Source organism: Streptomyces sp. NPDC028991, assembly GCF_055564775.1.
Window position 1 is genome coordinate 589,301 of record NZ_JBVHVP010000002.1, and the last position, 19,709, is coordinate 609,009.

Annotated in this window: 15 protein-coding genes; 9 read left to right on the top strand and 6 right to left on the bottom strand. The window is 71.6% G+C overall.

All coding sequences use genetic code 11. The annotated features are described in order from the left end of the window. Positions 1 to 151 precede the first annotated feature (151 nt). The 4 genes from ACZ4V1_RS06855 to ACZ4V1_RS06870 are packed head-to-tail and all read left to right on the top strand — an operon-like array spanning position 152 to position 6,655. Complete coding sequence (locus ACZ4V1_RS06855) at positions 152 to 1,414, top strand: glycosyltransferase (RefSeq protein ID WP_468330392.1); 1,263 nt, start codon at positions 152 to 154, stop codon at positions 1,412 to 1,414. Then, positions 1,411 to 3,060 (top strand): ArnT family glycosyltransferase, encoded by a 1,650-nt coding sequence (locus ACZ4V1_RS06860; protein WP_468330395.1) that lies wholly within the window; start codon positions 1,411 to 1,413, stop codon positions 3,058 to 3,060. The genes ACZ4V1_RS06855 and ACZ4V1_RS06860 overlap by 4 nt, the downstream gene beginning before the upstream one ends. Continuing rightward, complete coding sequence (locus ACZ4V1_RS06865; protein ID WP_468330398.1) at positions 3,057 to 4,247, top strand: glycosyltransferase; 1,191 nt, start codon at positions 3,057 to 3,059, stop codon at positions 4,245 to 4,247. Before ACZ4V1_RS06860 ends, ACZ4V1_RS06865 begins: the two co-directional genes overlap by 4 nt. Continuing rightward, on the top strand, positions 4,244 to 6,655 hold the full coding sequence (locus ACZ4V1_RS06870) for a galactose oxidase-like domain-containing protein (RefSeq protein ID WP_468330401.1): 2,412 nt from the start codon (positions 4,244 to 4,246) through the stop codon (positions 6,653 to 6,655). The genes ACZ4V1_RS06865 and ACZ4V1_RS06870 overlap by 4 nt, the downstream gene beginning before the upstream one ends. A gap of 136 nt (positions 6,656 to 6,791) precedes the next feature. On the opposite strand, the gene ACZ4V1_RS06875 is transcribed toward ACZ4V1_RS06870, so the two are convergent. Both ACZ4V1_RS06875 and trhA read right to left on the bottom strand, forming a co-directional pair. Then, on the bottom strand, positions 6,792 to 7,523 hold the full coding sequence (locus ACZ4V1_RS06875) for a Mut7-C RNAse domain-containing protein (RefSeq protein WP_468330404.1): 732 nt from the start codon (positions 7,521 to 7,523) through the stop codon (positions 6,792 to 6,794). 160 nt (positions 7,524 to 7,683) lie between these two features. Beyond that, positions 7,684 to 8,388 carry a PAQR family membrane homeostasis protein TrhA gene (trhA, locus tag ACZ4V1_RS06880; RefSeq protein WP_468330407.1) on the bottom strand — a complete coding sequence of 235 codons (705 nt, stop codon included), beginning with the start codon at positions 8,386 to 8,388 and terminating at the stop codon, positions 7,684 to 7,686. A 298-nt stretch (positions 8,389 to 8,686) separates the two neighbouring features. Here trhA and ACZ4V1_RS06885 point away from each other — a divergent pair, with 298 nt between their 5' ends. Beyond that, positions 8,687 to 10,516 carry a phosphoenolpyruvate carboxykinase (GTP) gene (locus tag ACZ4V1_RS06885; RefSeq protein ID WP_468330410.1) on the top strand — a complete coding sequence of 610 codons (1,830 nt, stop codon included), beginning with the start codon at positions 8,687 to 8,689 and terminating at the stop codon, positions 10,514 to 10,516. Positions 10,517 to 10,989: 473 nt separating this feature from the next. Here ACZ4V1_RS06885 and ACZ4V1_RS06890 read toward each other — a convergent pair whose 3' ends face one another. Together ACZ4V1_RS06890 and ACZ4V1_RS06895 are read right to left on the bottom strand one after the other, a co-directional pair. Next, complete coding sequence (locus ACZ4V1_RS06890; RefSeq protein WP_468330413.1) at positions 10,990 to 11,412, bottom strand: SCO4983 family protein; 423 nt, start codon at positions 11,410 to 11,412, stop codon at positions 10,990 to 10,992. Positions 11,413 to 11,493: 81 nt separating this feature from the next. Further along, on the bottom strand, positions 11,494 to 12,705 hold the full coding sequence (locus ACZ4V1_RS06895; protein WP_468330416.1) for a pyridoxal phosphate-dependent aminotransferase: 1,212 nt from the start codon (positions 12,703 to 12,705) through the stop codon (positions 11,494 to 11,496). 425 nt (positions 12,706 to 13,130) lie between these two features. Between ACZ4V1_RS06895 and ACZ4V1_RS06900 the strand changes: the two genes are divergently transcribed. Then, positions 13,131 to 14,063, top strand: a complete 933-nt coding sequence (locus ACZ4V1_RS06900) for a trypsin-like peptidase domain-containing protein (RefSeq protein WP_468330419.1) — start codon at positions 13,131 to 13,133, stop codon at positions 14,061 to 14,063. A 200-nt stretch (positions 14,064 to 14,263) separates the two neighbouring features. Here the strand turns inward: ACZ4V1_RS06900 and ACZ4V1_RS06905 are convergent, their stop codons facing one another. Both ACZ4V1_RS06905 and ACZ4V1_RS06910 read right to left on the bottom strand, forming a co-directional pair. Continuing rightward, positions 14,264 to 15,874 (bottom strand): N-acyl-D-amino-acid deacylase family protein, encoded by a 1,611-nt coding sequence (locus ACZ4V1_RS06905; protein ID WP_468330422.1) that lies wholly within the window; start codon positions 15,872 to 15,874, stop codon positions 14,264 to 14,266. 59 nt (positions 15,875 to 15,933) lie between these two features. After that, positions 15,934 to 17,229: an amino acid deaminase gene (locus ACZ4V1_RS06910; RefSeq protein WP_468330425.1), complete on the bottom strand. Its 1,296-nt coding sequence runs from the start codon at positions 17,227 to 17,229 to the stop codon at positions 15,934 to 15,936. 230 nt (positions 17,230 to 17,459) lie between these two features. Here ACZ4V1_RS06910 and ACZ4V1_RS06915 point away from each other — a divergent pair, with 230 nt between their 5' ends. The 3 genes from ACZ4V1_RS06915 to ACZ4V1_RS06925 are packed head-to-tail and all read left to right on the top strand — an operon-like array spanning position 17,460 to position 19,668. After that, positions 17,460 to 18,500 carry a sugar kinase gene (locus ACZ4V1_RS06915; protein WP_468330428.1) on the top strand — a complete coding sequence of 347 codons (1,041 nt, stop codon included), beginning with the start codon at positions 17,460 to 17,462 and terminating at the stop codon, positions 18,498 to 18,500. Further along, a complete protein-coding gene (locus ACZ4V1_RS06920) occupies positions 18,497 to 19,261 on the top strand; it encodes an IclR family transcriptional regulator (protein ID WP_468330431.1) in 765 nt (254 codons plus the stop codon). The genes ACZ4V1_RS06915 and ACZ4V1_RS06920 overlap by 4 nt, the downstream gene beginning before the upstream one ends. Further along, entirely contained in the window at positions 19,258 to 19,668 is a 411-nt protein-coding gene (locus ACZ4V1_RS06925) for a RidA family protein (RefSeq protein WP_468330434.1), read from the top strand. Before ACZ4V1_RS06920 ends, ACZ4V1_RS06925 begins: the two co-directional genes overlap by 4 nt. Positions 19,669 to 19,709 lie beyond the last annotated feature (41 nt).

Below are 19,709 nucleotides of genomic sequence, written 5' to 3' on the forward strand. Positions count from 1 at the left end.
GTCCGCATTGTGAGGAAACACGCTCTTCACCCAAACACCTTATGGGTTTCACAGGTTACCCCTAGTCTCTTCACCGTGACGCGGCGGAGCGGACGCCCGATTCGGGTGCTCCGCCGCGCAGGGGGAGTTCAAAGATCTGGGGGGATCTTTCTTGCTTACGTCCGTCTTCATCGCTGCCGTTTCACTGGCACTCTTCTGGATGGCGGCGTTCACGCTCTGGTGGCAGATGCACGCCTGGCGTACGCCGGAGGTACTCGCCTCCACCCGGTTCAGCCGCCCCGACGGCGACGAGCACGTGTCGTTCTCGCTGCTCCTGCCCGCGCGGCACGAGCAGGCCGTGCTCGACCACACCATCCAGCGACTGCTCACCTCGTCCCACACCGACTTCGAGATCATCGTGATCGTCGGACACGACGATCCGGAGACCACCGCCGTCGCCGAGAAGGCCGCCGACCGCGACCCCCGGGTGCGGGTCGTCGTCGACACCCACGAGAAGAAGAACAAACCGAAGGCCATGAACACGGCGCTGCCGCACTGCCGCGGCGACGTCGTCGGGGTCTTCGACGCCGAGGACCAGGTCCATCCCGAACTGCTCGCCCACGTCGACCACGCCTTCCGCACCACCGGCGCCGACGTGGTGCAGGGCGGGGTCCAGCTGATCAACTTCCACTCCAGCTGGTACAGCCTGCGCAACTGCCTGGAGTACTTCTTCTGGTTCCGCTCCCGCCTGCACCTGCACGCCCAGAAGGGGTTCATCCCGCTCGGCGGCAACACCGTCTTCGTGCGTACGGACGTGCTGCGGGCGGCCGACGGCTGGGACCCCGACTGCCTGGCCGAGGACTGCGACCTGGGCGTCCGGCTCTCCAGCTCCGGCAAGAAGGTCGTCGTCGCCTACGACTCCGACATGGTCACCCGGGAGGAGACCCCGGGCACGCTGGTGTCCCTGCTCAAGCAGCGCACCCGCTGGAACCAGGGCTTCCTCCAGGTGTACCGGAAGAAGGACTGGAAACAACTGCCCAGCTTCACTCAGCGGCTGCTGGCCCGCTACACGCTGATGACGCCGTTCCTCCAGGCCTTCACCGGCGTGGTCATCCCGCTCAACGTGGCCATCGCGCTCTTCCTGGACGTGCCCGTCGGGATCGCCTTCGTCACCTTCCTGCCGGCCGTCACCGCCCTGGTCACCTTCGTCTTCGAGGTCGTCGGCCTGCACGACTTCGGCAAGCAGTACGGCCTGCGGGTCCGCTTCACGCAATACCTGAAGCTGATCGTCGGCGGCCCCTTCTACCAGGTCCTCCTCGCCGGGGCCGCGGTCCGCGCCGTATGGCGTGAGCAGCGCGGCCGCAACGACTGGGAGCTGACCAGCCATGTCGGCGCGCACCTCGCGCCCGTGGACCGAGAGGACGTTCCCGCGTGACCTCCACCCTCCCCGCGGCGACCGGCACCAAGGTCCCCGCGCAGCGGCGGCCTGCCCACGACACCGGCCCGGCCCCCGGACCGAAGGCGCCGCCGGGGCGCCTGCGCTCCTCGCGCCCCGACCTGCTGCTGTGCGGCACGCTCCTCGTGGCGATCATGCTCGTGCAGGGCTGGAACATCTCCGACTACCCCACCCTCAGCGACGACGAGGGCACCTACCTCGCCCAGGCCTGGGCCGTCCAGCAGGGCGAGGGCCTGGCCCACTACACCTACTGGTACGACCACCCGCCGCTCGGCTGGATCCAGATAGCCGTGCTGACCTGGATCCCCGCGCTGCTCAGCCCCGAGTCGATGACCGTCGGCGCCATGCGCGGCGTGATGCTGATCGTCAGCGCCGTCTCCGCCGTCCTCGTCTACGTCATCGCCCGCCGGCTCTCCCTGCCGCGCTGGGCGGCCGGGCTCGCCATGGCCCTCTTCGGGCTCTCCCCGCTGTCGGTGGTCCTCCAGCGGGAGATCTTCCTCGACAATCTCGCGGTGATGTGGACGCTGCTGGCGTTCGCGCTCGCCGCCTCCCCGAGCCGCCACCTGTGGCACCACTTCGGCGCGGGCATCGCGGCCGCCACGGCCGTGCTCACCAAGGAGACGATGCTCGTCGTCCTGCCCGCCCTGCTGGTCACCATGTGGCGCCACAGCCACCAGGACACCCGCAAGTTCGCGGTGACCGGCGCCGTGACGGCCTGCGCGCTCATCGGGTTCTCGTATCCGCTCTTCGCCCTGCTCAAGGGCGAGCTGCTGCCGGGCGGCGGACACGTGTCCCTGTGGGAGGGCATCGAGTACCAGCTCACCCGCCCCGGCTCCGGCTTCGTCCTCGACGAGGGCTCCGGTTCCTGGGGCGTCCTCCAGTCCTGGCTGTACTACGACCGCGTCCTGCCGCTCGGCGGCCTCGCCGGGGCGCTGCTCCTGCTGGCCACCTGGCGCTGGTCGGTCACCGCGCGGGCGCTCGCCGGACCGGCCCTGACGGTCGCGATCCTGGCCGGCCTCGCCCTGCGCCCCACCGGCTACCTGCCCGCGATGTACGTCATCCAGGCACTGCCCTTCCTCGCCCTGGTGCTGGCCGGCGGCACGGCGAGCGTCGCCCACGCCGTGCTGCGCAGATGGCGCACCGAGGCCGAGAAACGGGGCGTGACCATCGGCCGGTACGCGCTCGCCGGCGTCCTGGTGCTCGCCGCCGGCGCCTACGTCGTGCCCCGCTGGTACGACGGCGGCCGCACCGCTGTCACCGCCGACGCCAACGCCCCCTACGAGGCCGCCGCCGACTGGCTGGCCAGTGAGGTGGACGACCCCGCCGGCACCCGGGTCCTCGTCGACGACGCGCTCTGGCTGGACCTCGTGCACGCCGGATACGAACCCGGGCTCGGAGTCATCTGGTTCTACAAGGCGGACCTCGACCCGGCGGTGACGAAGACGATGCCGGGCGGCTGGCGCGACATCGACTACGTGGTCGCCTCCCCGACGGTGCGGCGGGACGCGGTCGACCTGCCCAACGTCAGGGCCGCCATGAACCATTCGGCCCCGGTCGCCGTCTTCGGCACCGGTGCGGACCGCATCGAGATCCGCCGTATCCAGCCCTCCGGAGCCGCCCGATGAGCCACGAGTCCACCGTCCCCGGCGAGCTGGGACGTCCGGCCCTGGGCGCCTCGGAGGTGCCCGAGCCGGGCGCCGTCACCATCGTCGTACCGACCTTCAACGAGTCCGGGAACGTACGGCGGCTGCTGCGCCTGATCACCGAGTCCGTGCCCGCCCGGCTGCCCTGCGAGGTCGTCTTCGTGGACGACTCCACGGACGACACCCCGGACGTGATCCGCGAGGCGGCGCTCGACTGCCCCTTCCCGGTCACCGTCCGGCACCGCGAGGAGCCGGCCGGCGGGCTCGGCGGCGCGGTCGTCGAGGGCATGAAGGCGGCCGGCTCGGACTGGATCGTCGTCATGGACGGCGACTGCCAGCACCCGCCCTCCCTGGTGCCGGAACTGGTGGCCACCGGCGAGCGGGCGAACGCCGGGCTCGTCGTCGCCTCCCGCTACATCAAGGGCGGCAGCCGCGCCGGGCTGGCGGGCAGCTACCGGATCGCCGTCTCGCGCGCGGCGACCTGGCTGACCAAGGCGCTCTTCCCGCGCCGGCTGCACGGCATCAGCGACCCGATGAGCGGCTTCTTCGCCATCCGCCGCAGCGAGGTCACCGCCGAGGTCCTCAAACCCCTCGGCTACAAGATCCTCCTCGAACTGGCCGTCCGCAGCCGCCCCCAGGCGGTCACCGAGGTGCCGTTCGTCTTCGAGGAGCGGTTCGCCGGCGAGTCCAAGTCCACGGCGCGGGAGGGGCTGCGCTTCCTGCGCCACCTCGCCGGACTGCGCACCACCTCGCCGCTGGCCCGCATGGTCGCCTTCGGGCTGATCGGGCTGAGCGGCTTCGTGCCGAACCTGGCCGCCCTGTGGGCGCTCACCGAGGCCGGCCTGCACTACCTGCCCGCCGAGATCGTCGCCAACCAGTTCGGCGTGGCCTGGAACTTCCTGCTCCTGGAGCGGCTGCTGTTCCGCGACCGCCGCCGGCACCGGCACTGGGCCGACCGGACCCTGCGGTTCACCCTGATCGCCAACGCCGACCTGGTGCTGCGCATCCCGCTCATCGCCCTGCTGGTCGGGCAGTTCGGGCTGACCGTGCTGCCCGCGACCGCCCTGGCCCTCGTCATCACCTTCGTCCTGCGCTTCGCCGGGACGGAGGCGCTCGTGTACCTCCCGCGCCGACGCCGTACGGCCCGCACAGCAAGGAGTGAGGCATGAGAAGCAGCCCCCGAAGGAGAACCTCCGCCCTCCTGGCGGTGTCCGCCCTCACCGGCGGCCTCCTCCTCACCGCGCCCCAGCCCGCCTCGGCCGCCAACCTGATCAGCAACCCCGGCTTCGAGACCGCCGGCACCGGCGACATGCCGTACTGCTGGTCGAAGTCCGGCTGGGGCGACAACGACTTCACCTTCGAGACGGTCGCCGACGCCCACTCCGGCACCAAGGCCATGAAGGTCGAGCTGACCCGCCGGGCCGACGGCGACCGCAAGGCGCTGATCACCGAGTCCACCGAGTGCGCGCCGGTGGTGACCGCGGGCAAGCAGTACGACCTGTCCCTCTGGTACAAGACCACGACGCCGGACGCCTCCCTCACCCTCTTCCGGCACGACCCCACCGCGGGCTGGCAGTACTGGACCGACCTCAAGACGCTCGACATGGCCGCCGACTGGACACAGGCGAGCGTCCGCACCCCCGAGGTCCCGGCCGGCACCGACCGCATCAGCTGGGGCGTCTCCGTCTACGGCACCGGCTCGGCGACCACCGACGACTACACGATGGAGCAGGTCGCCGAACCGGTGCCGGACCCGGAGTGCACGGGCACCGCCGAGGAGTGCGCGAACGGCCGCTGGGACGTGCTGCCCACCCGGAACCCGGTCCGCTCCATGCACTCCGTCGTCCTCCACAACGGCAAGGTGCTGCTGATCGCGGGCTCCGGCAACGACCCGGAGATGTTCGAGGCGGGCACCTTCACGTCGGCGGTCTACGACCCGGGGACGGGCGAGTACAAGACGATCCCGACGCCCAAGGACATGTTCTGCGCCGGGCACGTGCAGCTCAAGGACGGCCGCGTCCTCGTCATGAGCGGCAACGCCGGCTACCCGTCGGCGGACGGCACGATCGGCTACCAGGGCTACAAGGACTCGTACGTCTTCGACCCGGAGACCGAGACCTACCTCAAGACCAACGACATGAACGACGGACACTGGTACCCGTCGGCGACGATCCTCGGCAACGGCGACGTCATCTCCTTCGGCGGCCTGCGCGAGGACTCCACCGGGTCGGTGACGGCCGACCTGTGGTCCGACGAGCAGCAGAAGTGGCTGCCGACCTGGCAGGTCAACCAGACCTGGTCGTACTGGGGCCTGTACCCGTCGATGATCCTGATGCAGGACGGGCGGCTCTTCTACTCGGGCAGCCACGTCTTCGGCGACAACATCCCCGGCACCGGCTCGGCGGTCTACGACTACGACGCCAACACCATCACCCAGGTGCCGGGCCTCCAGGACAAGGACGAACGCGACCAGTCCGCCAGCGTGCTGCTGCCCCCGGCGCAGGACCAGAAGGTGCTGACCATCGGCGGCGGCAACATCGACTCCAACCCGGACGCCAACCGCCTGACCGACATCATCGACCTCAAGCAGCCCGACCCGGCGTACGTCGCGGGCCCTCCGCTCCCGCAGGGCACGGTCGATCTCGGTGACGGCCCGGTCCCGCAGACCGGTGACCAGGGCAAGATGTACGTCTCCACCGTGCTGCTGCCCGACGGCACCGTGCTGGAGACCGGCGGCGCCCTGCACAACCGGGCCGACCCGGTGTTCGAGACGTCGATCTTCGACCCGGAGACGGAGACCTTCGACCCGGTGGCCGTGGACCCGGAGGCCCGCGGCTACCACTCCTCGGCGTTCCTGCTGCCCGACGGCCGGGTGATGACGACCGGCGACAATCCGGGCAACGGCTCCTGGAACCACGACGTGTCCGTCTACACCCCGCCCTACCTGCTCAAGGGCGAGCGTCCGGCGATCACCTCGGTCATCGACACCGAGTGGAACTACGGCGACACCCAGCGGATCACCGTCGACCGGCCCGTCGCCAAGGCGGAGCTGATCCGCCCCGCCGCGGTCACCCACTCCTCCGACCCGAACCAGCGGTTCGTCGACCTGCCCCTGTCCGTCGACGGGAACAACGTCGACCTCAATGTCACCAGCAACCCCAACCTGGCCCCGCCCGGCTGGTACATGCTCTTCGCGGTCGACGCGAACGGCGTGCCGTCGGTGGCGAAGTGGGTGCACCTGGACGGCCCGCGGGCGCTCAGCACCAAGGACGCCTCCGCGCACGTCCACTCCTTCGCCGACACCCCGTCCGGCGAGACCGCGGGGCCCGGCAGGAAGCGCGCGTCGCATCCGGTCGGCCCCGCCGTCTCCGGCTGCGACCGGCACTACGGCTCCGCCAACGTCTGTGTGCCGACCGCCTTCCCGGCCGACGTGAAGAAGACGACGGCCGCCCGCTGCGACTGGCTGCAGCGCAACGACTACGGACGCCTGCCGGTCAACGGCCGGGACGACCCGCTGCGCCTCGACCCGGACGGGGACGGCACCGCCTGCGGGAAGGGGGACGTCAGGCGCCGCTGAGGACCAGCGCGCCCGGCGTGAGCTGAGCGCCCCGCCGCGGGGCCACGGCCCCGCATCCGGCGGACGTCCACCGGATGCGGGGCCACGCCCGCGCCGGCCGCCCCGGGTGATCGGCCCGCGTACTCGACCGCCGTACTCAACCGCCCTGTGTACTCCGGCGCACCGCAGCCTCCACGATGGCCTCCAACTGCTCGTGGTGCGCGCCTTTCCAGTACGCGCGCCCGCACGAGCGGCACTTCGCGAACACGTCGTACGACCGCTCGGTACCGCCCTTGAGCTGGTCCGCCACCTCCTCCTTGGTGGCCTCCCCGAGCAGTCCGTTGCAGGCGGTGCACCGCGTCCACGGGCGCAGCGCGGGCCGGAACCGGTCCAGGACCTCCTGGAGCTGGTCGCCGGGGCGGGTGCTGTAGACGTAGGCGCCGGCCCACAGCTCGCGGCGGCGCAGCAGGCCGCGGTCGCGGCTGAGCATGACCCGCTTCTCGGCCGCCGACAGGGCGGCGAGCGCCGGGTCGCCGAGGTCTGTCGACTCGTACGCCGTGTCGACACCCAGCAGCCGCAGCCGGCGGGCGAGGGTGCCGAGGTGCACGTCGAGCAGGAAGCGCAGGGGGGCACCCGGGACCTTCTGGGGGTGCTCCACGGGCCGTACGCTCACCGACTCGCCGCCCGTGGGGACGTGTCCGGGCGGCACCTCGCGGCCGTCCACGAGGAGCGTGCCGACCTCGGTCAGCGGGACGCCGAGGGACTCGACGACATGGCCGAGGGTGGAGACGCCGTCGGTGGCCGTGCGGGCGGCGCCGGTGGCGCGGGCCCGGGGGACGAACAGGTGCAGTTCCGGGGCGAACTCGACGCGGATCTCGGGACCGTTCACCCGGTCAGGATGCCACGGTGGACAGGTGCGGCCCCGGCTTTTCCCGGGGCCGCCGGACCGTGCTCCACGATGGCGGCCACCCCGGCGCGGTCGGGGATCCGCCCGAGCGCCGGCCGCGTGCCGGCCATCCGCCGTCGGCACTGCGCCCGGTCCCGAACGGCTAGTACGCGACCAGCGAGATCCCCACGTAGTGGGCGATGAAGGCGGCCAGCGTGAAGGAGTGGAAGACCTCGTGGAAGCCGAACCAGCGCGGTGACGGGTTGGGCCGCTTGAGGCCGTAGATCACGCCGCCCGCGCTGTAGAGCAGCCCGCCCGCGATCACCAGGACGAGGACGGCGATGCCGCCGGCCCGCATGAACTCGGGGAGATAGAAGACGGCCGCCCAGCCCATGGCGAGGTAGCAGGGGGTGTACAGCCAGCGCGGGGCGCCGACCCAGAAGACGCGGAAGAGGATGCCCGCCGCCGCGGCGCCCCAGATGCCCCAGAGCAGCCACTGGCCCTCGGCCTCCGGCAGCAGCAGCATCGTGAGCGGGGTGTAGGTGCCCGCGATGATCAGGAAGATGTTGGCGTGGTCGAGGCGGCGCAGTACGCCGTCCATCCGCGGGCTCCAGTCGCCCCGGTGGTAGAGCGCGCTCACGCCGAACAGCAGACAGGCCGTGAGGACGTAGATCCCGCAGGCGACGCGTGCTTCGGACGACTCGGCGAGGGCGGTGAGGACCAGGCCCGCCACGAGGACGGCCGGAAACATTCCGAGGTGGAGCCAGCCGCGCAGCTTGGGCTTGACCGGATGCGGCAGGGAGAGCGCCACAGGGCCGCGGCCGGCGGCCGGCGTCTCCCTGGGCGCGTCGGAGGCGGACGCAGTCATGGGCACATCGTACCTACGGGACCGTAAGTTACGCATCAGTACGGACGTTCGCGGTCGGTGAGTGGTCATCGTCTCATGGGGGTACCCGGCGACGCACCCCCCGAAAATCCCCGATGTGTGCACGTGGCGATCCTCACGCCGCTCAGGTGTGACGCCCTCTGGACAGATGGGCGCTCGCGTCGGATGATCAAATGAGTGCGGTCGACACCGGATGAGCGCCCAAGAGGTCAACGTCACGCATCCGGGTCGCAGCCCCCACGGGGCCTCCAAACAAAAAACCCCTCATTTAGGAGCAATCGTGGCGCGCGACATCGCTGCTCCCCCCGTCCCCACCAACCACCAGGAGCTGATCTCGTGGGTGAGCGAGATCGCCGAACTGACCCAGCCGGACGAAGTGGTCTGGTGTGACGGATCCGAGGCCGAGTACGAGCGACTGTGCGAGGAGCTCGTGGCGAAGGGCACCTTCCGCAAACTCGACCCGATCAAGCGCCCCAACTCCTACTACGCGGCCTCCGACCCCTCCGACGTCGCGCGCGTCGAGGACCGGACCTTCATCTGCTCCGCCAAGGAGGAGGACGCCGGCCCGACCAACCACTGGAAGGACCCCGCCGAGATGCGGGAGATCTTCCGGGGCACCGGCGGCGAGGGCGGCCTGTTCCGCGGTTCGATGCGCGGCCGGACCATGTACGTCGTGCCCTTCTGCATGGGTCCGCTCGGCTCGCCGCTGTCCGCGCTCGGCGTGGAGATCACCGACTCCGCGTACGTCGCCGTCTCCATGCGCACCATGACCCGCATGGGACAGCCGGTCCTGGACGAGCTCGGCGACGACGGCTTCTTCGTCAAGGCCGTGCACACCCTCGGCGCCCCGCTGGAGCAGGGCCAGGACGACGTCCCGTGGCCGTGCAACAGCACCAAGTACATCTCGCACTTCCCCGAGGACCGCGAGATCTGGTCCTACGGCTCCGGCTACGGCGGCAACGCCCTGCTCGGCAAGAAGTGCTACGCCCTGCGCATCGCCTCCGTCATGGCCCGCGACGAGGGCTGGCTCGCCGAGCACATGCTGGTGCTGAAGCTGACCCCGCCCACCGGGGAGCCCAGGTACGTCGCCGCCGCCTTCCCGTCGGCCTGCGGCAAGACCAACCTCGCCATGCTGGAGCCCACCATCTCCGGCTGGACCGTGGAGACCATCGGCGACGACATCGCCTGGATGCGCTTCGGCGAGGACGGCCGCCTGTACGCCATCAACCCCGAGGCCGGCTTCTTCGGCGTCGCGCCCGGCACCGGTGAGCACACCAACGCCAACGCGATGAAGACCCTGTGGGGCAACTCCGTCTTCACCAACGTCGCCCTCACCGACGACAACGACGTGTGGTGGGAGGGCATGACTGAGGAGACGCCCGCCCACCTCACGGACTGGAAGGGCAACGACTGGACGCCCGAGTCGGGCACCCCGGCCGCGCACCCCAACGCCCGCTTCACCACACCCGCCGCGCAGTGCCCGATCATCGCGCCGGAGTGGGAGGACCCCAAGGGGGTGCCGATCTCGGCGATCCTCTTCGGCGGGCGCCGGGCCACCGCCGTGCCGCTGGTCACCGAGTCCTTCGACTGGAACCACGGCGTCTTCCTCGGCGCCAACGTGGCCTCCGAGAAGACCGCCGCCGCCGAGGGCAAGGTCGGCGAGCTGCGCCGTGACCCGTTTGCCATGCTGCCGTTCTGCGGCTACAACATGGGCGACTACATGGGGCACTGGGTCGACGTGGCCAAGGACAAGGACCAGTCCAAGCTGCCGAAGATCTACTACGTCAACTGGTTCCGCAAGGACGACGAGGGCAAGTTCGTCTGGCCGGGCTTCGGCGAGAACGGCCGCGTCCTGAAGTGGATCGTGGAGCGCCTGGAGGGCAAGGCGGACGGCGTCGAGACCCCGATCGGCGTGCTGCCGACCAAGGAGTCCCTCGACACCGACGGCCTCGACCTGGCCGACGCCGACCTGGACTTCCTGCTCAGCGTCGACAAGGAGGTGTGGCGCGAGGAGGCGGCGCTCGTCCCCGACCACCTGAACACCTTCGGCGACCACACGCCCACCGAGCTGTGGGACCAGTACCGCAACCTGGTGCGGCGCCTGGGCTGACCGGCACCCACCCACCCAGCTCCGCGTCCGGTCCGACTAGCCCTGACCCGCGAAGTCGTCACGAAGGCCGGCCGCGAGGGGGTTCCCCTCCGCTCCAGTAGCTCGCAGTACCCCGGAGCGTGGGGGAGCCCCGCTCGGGCCGGGTCCCCGCACAACGGAGTGCGACGGACCCGGCCCTTCGGCGTCCACGCGGGCGGGGAGGCGCCCTGAGAGGGGCGCGGTGCCGTATCCATGGGCGGCTCCACGGCGTGGGACCGACCAGGCACGTGCGGGGTACCGGGGGGTCGGCCGTACGGGGTGGGAGAGCCGCCCGATCGCAAGCGGCGGCCCCGCGGCGCCGAAGTGAAACGCCGCTCAGGCCGCCGCGGTGAATGGCGCCCGGTCCGCGCGTCGCTGCGGGTGCGCGCGGACCGGGGCCGCTCCGGGGAGCCCCGGGAGGGGGCTCAGTGGGAGGGGGCTCAGTGGGACGGGGCTCAGTGGGACGCGAGTGTGCGCGGCCGCAGGGCCGCGGTGTGCGCGTCCATCCGTTCGGCGGCGAGGATCGCCGCCGCCGTGTCGGCTCGCGACGCGGCGACGACCAGGGCGCGGCCCGCGAGGGCGTGCGCCCGCCCGTGCAGGGCCGCCGTGTCCGGCTCCCGGTCCGTCGTGGCCGCCGACGCGCGGGCCGGCGTACGTCCTCCCCGCAGGCGGGCGATCTGCTCGCACAGCCGCTCTGCCGCGGTGTCCAGATCGGCCGAGGGCGCGCTCACGCGCAGCTCGTCGGTGACGGCGAGCAGTGCGGCGAGATGACCCGCGAGCTGGATGTCCAGCTCTTCCTCGCGGGAACGGTGGGGGAAGTCGTGGGGGGTGCCGGCCATCGTGCTGTGGACCGACTTGGTACGTATCGGCTCGTACATGGATGGCCTCCTGGGTGCTGACAGGAAACCATCCTACATTGGATTCGGTCTAAAGTTGATCCGTTCATAAGTATCGGCCGGTCAGGGCTGGGCGTAGCCGTCCAGGAAGCGGCCGATCCGGCCCATCGCGTCCCGCAGGTCGGTGACCGACGGCAGGGTGACGATCCGGAAGTGGTCCGGATCCGGCCAGTTGAAGCCGGTGCCCTGGACGACCATGATCTTCTCGCGGCGCAGCAGGTCCAGAACCATCCGCCGGTCGTCCTTGACCTTGAAGACGTCCGGGTCGAGGCGCGGGAAGAGGTACAGCGCCCCCTTCGGCTTCACGCAGCTCACGCCCGGGATCCGGGTCAGCAGCTCGTACGCCGCGTCCCGCTGCTCGCGCAGCCGGCCGCCCGGCAGGACGAGGTCGTTGATCGTCTGGCGTCCGCTGAGCGCCGCGACGACGCCGTGCTGGCCCGGCATGTTGGCGCACAGGCGCATGTTCGCCAGGGTCGTCAGGCCCTCGATGTACGAGTCGGCGTGGGCGCGCGGCCCCGAGATCGACATCCAGCCCACCCGGTAGCCGGCCACCCGGTACGCCTTCGACATGCCGTTGAAGGTGAGGGTGAGCAGGTCCGGGGCGACGGAGGCGGTGGGGATGTGCTTCGCGTCGTCGTAGAGGATCTTGTCGTAGATCTCGTCCGAGCAGACCAGCAGGTTGTGGCGGCGGGCGATGTCCGTCAGGCCCTTGACGACCGCCTCGTCGTAGACCGCGCCGGTCGGGTTGTTCGGGTTGATGATGACGATCGCCTTGGTGCGGTCGGTGACCTTGCGCTCCACGTCGGCGAGGTCCGGCATCCAGTCGGACTGCTCGTCGCAGCGGTAGTGCACCGCCGTACCGCCGGAGAGCGCGACGGCCGCCGTCCACAGGGGGTAGTCGGGCGCGGGGACGAGCACCTCGTCGCCGTCGTCCAGCAGGCCCTGCATCGCCATCACGATCAGCTCGGACACGCCGTTGCCGATGAAGACGTGCTCGACGTCGGTCTCGATGCCGAGGGTCTGGTTGTGCATGACGACCGCCCGGCGCGCGGCCAGCAGGCCTTTCGCGTCACCGTAGCCGTGTGCCGTCGAGACGTTGCGGAGGACGTCCTCCAGGATCTCGGGCGGGCACTCGAAGCCGAACGCCGCCGGGTTGCCGGTGTTCAGCTTGAGGATGCGGTGGCCGGCCGCCTCGAGCCGCATGGCCTCCTCGAGCACCGGGCCGCGGATCTCGTAACAGACATTGGCGAGCTTGGTCGACTGGATCACCTGCATGCAGGGAGCTTACGGCCCGGTATCGCCGCTCGGGCCGTGTTTTCCGCCACGTGAGACGCGTCGGTTCGGGTGGTTATGTGCCTCCGGGGTCCCATGAGCCCCCCGGGGCCCTGCAAATCCGCGGCCACGTCCGGGCGCCGTCCCCGCGCGCCGGCGGGGTGAACGGAGTGCCGGAGTCCCCGGGTCCGCCGGGTGACGCCTCCATCACCTTCACACCGACCCTCCCCACGGCGGCCCCCTCCGCCTCCACGGGCGCGGGCCACCCTGGTCCGGCGGGCCCGGCGCCTTCGGGCGGGTCCGTCCGGCGAAGCTACTCGTCGGAAACAAGCCTTGCCCCCTCGTCGTCCACGTGATGACAATGCGCATGACAATCCGTGGGCGGCCGGAGGTTTTCCGGCCGCCCGTCGTCGCAAGAGGGGACCCCCATGAGAAAACCTCTCGTCGTCGCGCTCTGCGCCCTGGCCTTCGCCGGGGTGGGCGTGACTCCCGCGGTCGCCGCCGAGCCTTCCCCCACGGGCACGGACACGACCACGGGCGCGGGCCCGGCCACGTTGCCGGACGCCGTCAACGGCGCGGTCGGGACCGTGGCGGACGCCCTGTCCGCACTCACCGCGCCCAAGGCCGGCGCGGTGAACTTCGCCGGCACCGTCTCGCTCAGCAACTGCTCCGGTTCCGTCGTCCGCATGCCCGGCTCGGCCGACGACGACCCGGCGCTCGTGCTCACCAACGGCCACTGCCTGGAGAGCGGCTTCCCCGCGCCGGGCGAGGTGCTCGTCGACCGGGCGTCCAGCCGCGGCTTCGGCCTGCTGAACTCCTCCGGCTCCCGGGTCGCCACCCTGCGCGCCGACCGGCTCCTGTACGCGACCATGACCGACACGGACGCGGCGATATACCGGCTCGGCACGACGTACGCGCAGATCAGGAGCTCGTACGGCATCGAGGCGCTGACGCTGGGCGATACCCGGCCGGCCGCCGGCACCGCCATCAGCGTCGTCTCCGGCTACTGGAAGCGGATCTACGACTGCTCCGTCGACGGGTTCGCGTACCGCATGAAGGAGGGCGACTGGACCTGGAAGGACTCGGTCCGCTACACCTCCGCCTGCGACACCATCGGCGGCACCTCCGGCTCACCCGTCGTCGACAGCGCCACCGGCACGGTGGTCGCCGTCAACAACACCGGCAACAACGACGGCGAGCGCTGCACGGTCGACAACCCGTGCGAGATCGACGAGAACGGCGAGGTCACGGTCCGCCAGGGCATCAACTACGCCCAGCAGACCTACCTGTTCCCCGCCTGCTTCGGCGTGGACAACAAGCTCGACCTCGACGCGAGCGGCTGCGCGGTGCCCAAGCCGTAACAGGCGGGGCAGGCCGGGCAGGCGGGGCAGGCCGACAGGCCAGGCAGCCCGACGGGCCCGGACGGGGAGCCGACGGGAGCCGACGGGGAGCCGACGGGAGCCGACGGGGAGCCGACGGGAGTCGACGGGGAGCCGACGGAGAGAGGACAGGAGCGGACAGGAGCGGACGGGGGCGGACGGGGGCGGACAGGGGCGGTCGGTCAGCGGGGAGTCCTGCGGACCGACCGCCCTGCCAGTTCGTCCGTCCGCCGCCCGTCCTCGATCACGAACCGCCCGTCGACCAGTACGTGGGGGATGCCCGTCGGAAGCGTCCGCGGCTGCTCGAAGGTGGAGCCCGCGGCCACCGTCTCCGGGTCGAAGAGCACCAGGTCCGCCTTGTGGCCCTCGCGGACCAGCCCCCGGTCCGGCAGCCGCAGCCGGGCGGCCGGGCGCGAGGTGAGGTGGGCGACGCACTCCTCCAGCGACAGCACGCCCAGCTCGCGCACGTAGTGGCCCAGGTAGTGCGGGAACGTGCCGTAGGCGCGCGGGTGCGGTTTGCTGCCCTGGAGGATGCCGTCCGAGCCGCCGGTGTGGACGCGGTGCCGCATGATCGCGCGGACGTTCTCCTCGTGACCGACGTGCTGGAGGATGGTCGGCGCCAGCCGGTCGGCCAGGAGGAGGCTGCGGGCGACCGTCCAGGGGCTCTCGCCGCGCAGCCGCGCCGACTCCAGGACCGTGCGGCCGACGTACTCCGCGAGCGCCGGGTCGCCCGTGCCGGAGATCTCGATCGTCTCCCACTCCACGGGCACGCCGTGGCAGCCGTCGGAGCCGGTCTCCTCCAGGTGGTGCCGGATGCGCTCGGCGGTGTCGTCGTCCGCCAGCCGCTTCAGGATCCGCTCCGGACCGCCCTCGCTCGCCCAGCTCGGCAGCAGTGCGACGAGGGTGGTGCAGCCCGGGGTGTAGGGGTAGGTGTCGAGGGTGATGTCGGCGCCGGCGGCCAGCGCGTCGTCGAGGAGCGTGAGCAGCTCGGGTGCCCTGCCCTTGTTGACGCCGAAGTTCATGGTGGCGTGGGCCAGGTGCAGCGGGCAGTCCGCCTCCCGGGCCAGCTCCACCATCTCCTCGTACGCCCGCAGGGCCCCGGCGCCGTACGAGCGGTGGTGCGGGCAGTAGTAGCCGCCGTACCCCGCCACCACCCGGCACAGCTCGGTCAGCTCCGCGTCCTTGGCGTACATGCCGGGCGTGTACGTCAGCCCGGACGACATGCCGACCGCGCCCTGCTCCATGCCCTCGGCGACCAGCCGCCGCATGTGCTCCAGCTCGGCCCCGGTCGCGTCCCGGTCGTCCCAGCCGACCGCCAGGGCGCGCACCGTGCCCTGCGGGATCAGGTACGCGGCGTTGACCGCGATGCCCCGGTCGAGCCGGTCCAGGTACTCGCCGACCGACCGCCAGCCGAAGTCGATGTCGTCGCCGGGGCCGTTCCACCCGGCGATGGCGCGGCGCACCTCGCCGAGGGTGCGGTCGTCGACCGGCGCGTACGACAGCCCGTCCTGGCCGATCACCTCCAGGGTGACGCCCTGGGCGGCCTTGGCGCTGTGATCGGGGTCCCGCAGCAGCGCCAGGTCGCTGTGGGCGTGCATGTCGATGAAACCGGGGGCCAGGACCAGGCCCTCGGCGTCCAGTTCCCGGCGGGCCCCGGGGCGCTGGCAGCCGGCGGCCGACGCCTCCTTGACGATCGAGACGATCCGGCCGCCGTCGACCACGACGTCGGCGCGGTAGGAGTCGGCGCCGGAGCCGTCCACGACGTCCGCGTCCCGGATGACGAGCTCTTCCATGTCCCGCTCCCTTTGAGAAGACCTTCCAGAAGAACGCACGGACTAGAAGAACGCACGGACTAGAAGAACGTACGGATGTAGTCGACGACCGTCCCGTCCGCCTGGGCGAGGGGGATCAGCTGCCACTTGTCGAAGGACGTGCACGGGTGGGACAGGCCCAGGCCCACCCAGTCGCCGACCTCCAGGTCCGCCTCCGGGGCGGTGCGCAGCCAGGCGTGCTGGTCGGACAGGCCGCTGACCGTGATGCCGGTCGCCGTCCGCTCCGGGCCGCCGTCCGCCGGGCGCACCACCTGGGCGAACGGCAGGTCGAGGTCGTACGCCGCGTCCCGCTTGCCGGCGTTGGCGAAGGCCTGCCCGGGCGCGGGGCGGGAGACCACCTGCGTCCACAGCCGGAACGCCGGCTCCAGCGCGCCCTCGTCCGGGACGCGGTTGAAGGGGGTCACCTCGCGGTAGTGCCCGTCGTCGTGCGAGACGTACGCGCCCGAGCGCAGCAGCTTCAGTACCGGCAGGGAGAGGCCGGGGACCTCGGTGAACACGTCGGCCACCGCGTCGAACCAGGCGCTGCCGCCCGCGCTCAGCACGATCTCGTCGAGGCCGGCCGCCGCGAACCGCCCCGCCTTGTCGAAGTCCACGGCCAGCGCGACCAGCCGCCGCAGCCAGGCGTGCACCCTTTCCGGGTCGGCGCCCGGCACCTCGCCCTCGTACCCGGCGACACCGGCCAGCCGCAGCGTCCGCGCGCCGGCCACCGCGTCGGCGACCGCCGCGCACTCCGCCTCCGTGCGCACGCCGGTCCGGGCGTCCTCACCGGCGCCCAGTTCGACCACGACGTCCACCGGACGGACGGCGCCCGCGGCCGTCAGCGCCGCGTCCATCAGCCGGGCGCCGCGCACCGAGTCGACGTAGCAGACGAAGCGGAAGTCCGGGTCGGCGTCCAGCTCCGAGGCGACCCAGCGCAGGGCGGCGGCGTCGACCAGCTCGTTGGCGAGGAAGATCCGCGGGATGCCGAAGGCACGGGCGACCCGTACCTGATGGGGTACGGCGAGGGTGATGCCCCAGGCGCCGTGTTCGAGCTGGCGGTGGAAGAGCTGCGGGGCCATGGAGGTCTTGCCGTGCGGCGCGAAGGCGAGGCCGTGCCGGGCCGCGTACGTCTCCATCAGCGCGAGGTTGTGCTCCAGGCGCTCGGCGGACAGGGCCAGCACGGGCGTGGCGAAACCGCCGGTGAAGAGGTTGCGGCGCTGACCGGCCAGCTCGGCGACGGTCAGGCCGTCGGCGTCCGGTGGGAGGCCCTTGAAGCGGTGGTCGACGCGCTCCTCGGCCAGACGGGCGAGAGCTTCGGTGCCGGTGTCGAGGGCCATGGAGCCTCCATGAGATGCGGGGGTGCGGCGGGGGTACGGCAGGGGTCGCGCCAGGAGTCGCGCAGGGCCGCGTCGCGTCGCGTCCAGTGTCGCGCCGATGTCGCGTCCTTGGTGTTGCGACATGCGCAACGGTCATTGCGTATGTCGCTTACTGCTGTCTAACATCTCGGCCAACGCGGGGTCAACGGATCCGCCGAGGCCCGCGAGAGCGACGAGGAGCCCCCACCATCGTGACCGCCACCGGACCCACCAGCACCGCCCCCGGCGTCGTGGACGTCGTAGCGCTCGGCGAGTCCATGGTCACCTTCCTCCCCTCAGTGCCCGGCCGCCTCGCCGACGTACCCTCCTTCGACCGGGCCATCGGCGGCGCCGAGTCCAACGTGGCCTGCGTACTCGCCGCCGCCGGACACCGCGCGCGCTGGATCGGCCGGGTCGGCACCGACGGTTTCGGCGACCACCTCGTCGAGGCGATCGGCGCCTACGGCGTGGACGTCTCCGCCGTGCGCCGCGACCCCGACCGCCCGACCGGCGTGTACTTCCGCACCGCCGGCGACCGTGCCACCGACGCGCACGAGGTGGCGTACTACCGGGCGGGCTCCGCGGCCTCCGCGATGTCGGTGCGGAACATGGACCTCGACGCCATCCGCTCCGGACGCGTCCTGCACCTCTCCGGCATCACGCCCGCGCTCTCCGCCGACTGCCTCGGCCTGATGCGCGAACTCACCGCCCGCCGCCCCGGCCGTCCCCTCGTCTCCTTCGACGTCAACCACCGCCCCGGCCTCTGGCGCGGGGACACCGACGGCTCGCGGGTCCTCCTGGAGCTGGCGCGCGGCGCCGACATCGTCTTCGTCGGCGAGGACGAGGCCTGGGGACCGGGCGGCGCCGACGCCGTGCGCGCCGCGCTGCCCGAACCCGAACTGCTCGTCGTCAAGCAGGGCGCGGCCGGCGCCACCGCCTTCCACGGGCCGCACATCACGACCGTGCCCGCCCTCACCGTCGACGTCGTCGCCGCCGTCGGCGCGGGCGACGCCTTCGCCGCCGGGTTCCTCTCCGCCACCCTGCGCGGCCTGCCCGTACGCGAGCGCCTGCGGCACGGCCACCTGATGGCCGCCGCCGCCCTCACCGTCCCCGGCGACCTCGCCGCGCCCCCGGCCCGTGCCCACGCCGACCGTCTGGCCGCCCTCGACGACGACACGTGGGGGACACTTCGACTCGGCCCCGGCTGGACACAGGCCGACGAAGGGGCCGAGGAGGAGGTACGCACCCCATGAGCCAGACCGTCGACCGCGCGCTGAGCATCCTGCCGCTGCTCGCCGAGGGCCCCGCCGACCTGGGCAGGGTCGCCGACCGCCTCGGCGTCCACAAGTCCACGGCGCTGCGCCTCCTGCGGACGCTGCACGAACACGGCTTCGTCTACCGCCAGTCCGACCAGCGCTACCGCCTCGGCGCCCGGCTCATCGCCCTCGCCCAGGAGGCCATGGAGAACCTGGACGTCCGCGAGATCGCCCACCCCCACCTCGTACGCCTCAACGAGCAGTGCGGGCACACCGTCCACCTCGCCGTCTACGAGGAGAACGAGGTCCTCTACATCGACAAGGTGGAGAGCCGCTACCCGGTACGCATGTACTCCCGGATCGGCAAGCCCGTCGCCATCACCGTCGCGGCCGTGGCCAAGCTGCTGCTCGCCGACCTCCCGGAGAACGAGCGCCGGGCCGTGGCCGAGAAGCTCGACTACCCCCTGTACACGGCCCGTTCGACACCGAACGCCGAAGGCTTCCTCAAGGAGCTGGCCAAGGTGCGCGAACAGGGCTGGGCCACCGACCTCGGTGGCCACGAGGAGTCCATCAACTGCGTCGCCGCGCCCATCCGGGGCGCCGACGGCCGGGTGACGGCCGCGATGTCGGTCTCCGCGCCGAACGTCGTCGTCACCGCCGACGAACTCCTCACCCTGCTCCCGCTGGTGCGCCGTACGGCGGACGCGATCAGCGGCGAGTACTCCGGCAGGACCCCAGTCAAGGAAGTCACCGCATGACCGACAAGATCGCTCTCACCCCCGCGACCCACACCGTCCCTCCGGCGAAGTTCAGCCACGGCGTCCGGAAGGGCAACATCCTCCAGGTCGCCGGCCAGGTCGGCTTCCTCCCCCACGAGGAGGGCAAGGCCCCCACCCCGGCCGGCCCGACCCTGCGCGAGCAGACCCTCCAGACCCTCGCCAACGTCAAGGCGATCCTGGAGGAGGGCGGTGCCTCCTGGGACGACGTGATGATGATCCGCGTCTATCTCACGGACGTGGACCACTTCGCCGAGATGAACGAGATCTACAACGCCTACTTCGAGGAGCAGGGCCTCACCCAGCCGCCCGCCGCGCGCACGACCGTCTACGTCGGTCTGCCCGCCGGACTCCTCATCGAGATCGACGCGCTGGCCGTCCTGGGCTGACCCTCTTCTCGGTCCTTCCGCCGGTTCCGTCTGTCTGTCGT

Coding starts and splice junctions, on each gene's coding strand:
- ACZ4V1_RS06925 (WP_468330434.1), top strand. CDS start 19,258: ATGACCGACAAGATCGCTCTCACCCCCGCGACCCACACCGTCCCTCCG.
- ACZ4V1_RS06870 (WP_468330401.1), top strand. CDS start 4,244: ATGAGAAGCAGCCCCCGAAGGAGAACCTCCGCCCTCCTGGCGGTGTCC.
- ACZ4V1_RS06865 (WP_468330398.1), top strand. CDS start 3,057: ATGAGCCACGAGTCCACCGTCCCCGGCGAGCTGGGACGTCCGGCCCTG.
- ACZ4V1_RS06920 (WP_468330431.1), top strand. CDS start 18,497: ATGAGCCAGACCGTCGACCGCGCGCTGAGCATCCTGCCGCTGCTCGCC.
- trhA (WP_468330407.1), bottom strand. CDS start 8,388: ATGACTGCGTCCGCCTCCGACGCGCCCAGGGAGACGCCGGCCGCCGGC.
- ACZ4V1_RS06905 (WP_468330422.1), bottom strand. CDS start 15,874: ATGGAAGAGCTCGTCATCCGGGACGCGGACGTCGTGGACGGCTCCGGC.
- ACZ4V1_RS06890 (WP_468330413.1), bottom strand. CDS start 11,412: ATGTACGAGCCGATACGTACCAAGTCGGTCCACAGCACGATGGCCGGC.
- ACZ4V1_RS06895 (WP_468330416.1), bottom strand. CDS start 12,705: ATGCAGGTGATCCAGTCGACCAAGCTCGCCAATGTCTGTTACGAGATC.
- ACZ4V1_RS06910 (WP_468330425.1), bottom strand. CDS start 17,229: ATGGCCCTCGACACCGGCACCGAAGCTCTCGCCCGTCTGGCCGAGGAG.
- ACZ4V1_RS06900 (WP_468330419.1), top strand. CDS start 13,131: ATGAGAAAACCTCTCGTCGTCGCGCTCTGCGCCCTGGCCTTCGCCGGG.